Here is a 1,323-nt window from a genome sequence, read left to right as displayed (position 1 = left end):
TGGGACTGTCAGGAATTTCGTGTACGGCGAGGCGGTTGATCATCAGGCCGTCATGGCCCTGATGAAACGTTCGCCGAAGAGCACGGCAAATTGCGCCTTTGCCATGTTCCACTCACGCGGCGGCATTTTCCACTCTTTCTCCGATCGGTTCAAGATCAGATAGAGCAGCTTTGTCGCCGCCTCATCGTTGGGGAAATGCCCCCGCGCGCGAACAGCGCGGCGGAGCTTGGAATTTAGGGCTTCTATGGCATTCGTTGTGTAGACGATCCGCCTGACTTCGTCGGGAAAGGCGAAAAACGGAATGACTTCGGACCATGCCCGGCGCCAGCTCTGGCCGATGGCGGGGTAGCGCTGCCCCCAGAAGCTCGCTTCGAAGGCCGTCAGTGCTTCCTCGGCGGCCGCAGCATCGACGGCGCGATAGATGGCCTTCAGCGCCGTTCCGAGCGCCTTGCGATCTTTCCACGCCACAAAATCCATCGAGTTGCGCAGCAGATGGACAATACATGTTTGAACCATGGCTTCGGGAAAGACGGCCGTGATGGCGTCGGGGAAGCCCTTGAGGCCATCGACGACGGCCAGCATGATATCCTCGACGCCGCGGTTGCGCAGTTCGTTCATGACGCGCAGCCAGAACTTGGCGCCTTCATTCTGCTCCAGCCATAGCCCCAGGACCACCTTGGTGCCGTCGGCCATGACGCCCAGGGCAATATGGATCGCCTTGTTGCGGACCATGCCCTCATCGCGGATCTTGACCCGGATCGCATCGAAGAAAACCAGCGGATAGGCTGGGTCTAGCGGCCGTTGCTGCCAGGCTGCGACTTCCTCCAACACCGCGTCGGTGATCGTGCTGATCAGGTCAGGCGAAGCGTCGATCCCATACAGCTCGCGCAGATGCCCGGTGATCTCTCGCGTGCTCATGCCGCGCGCATACATCGAGATGATCTTGTCATCGAAGCCGGGGAAGCGTCGCTGGTATTTGGCAATCAGCTGCGGGTCGAAACTCCCCGCCCGATCGCGCGGTACCTCAATCTCGATCCGTCCGTCGTCGGTCGTCACCGTCTTGCGGCCATAGCCGTTCCGGCTGTTGTTCCCTTGCTCCTCCTGGCCAAGATGGTGATCCATCTCCGCATTGAGCGCTCGTTCGGCAAAAGCCTTCTTCAGGGTATCGAGCAAGCCCCCTTGGCTGAGCGCCGCCGCCGCGTCAGTGCCGGCCAGCAATTGGTCGAGGATGTCGTTCGGTATCGAGGGTTCTTTCCGTCGTGACATACTGGGTCTCCTTGTTGCCCATTATGCCTCGCCGCACACGAAATTCCTGACAGTCCC

1 protein-coding gene is annotated in these 1,323 nt (G+C 60.3%); it reads right to left on the bottom strand.

Annotated features, from left to right (window positions below; all coding sequences use genetic code 11):
• Nucleotides 1–42 precede the first annotated feature (42 nt).
• On the bottom strand, nt 43–1,266 hold the full coding sequence (locus V2S85_RS27080) for an IS256 family transposase (protein WP_330705872.1): 1,224 nt from the start codon (nt 1,264–1,266) through the stop codon (nt 43–45).
• Between the last annotated feature and the right edge of the window lie 57 nt (nt 1,267–1,323).

The organism is Novosphingobium resinovorum (assembly GCF_036352595.1).
Taxonomy (GTDB): Bacteria; Pseudomonadota; Alphaproteobacteria; order Sphingomonadales; family Sphingomonadaceae; genus Novosphingobium; species Novosphingobium resinovorum_B.
This window is presented reverse-complemented; position numbering and strand designations above follow the sequence as displayed.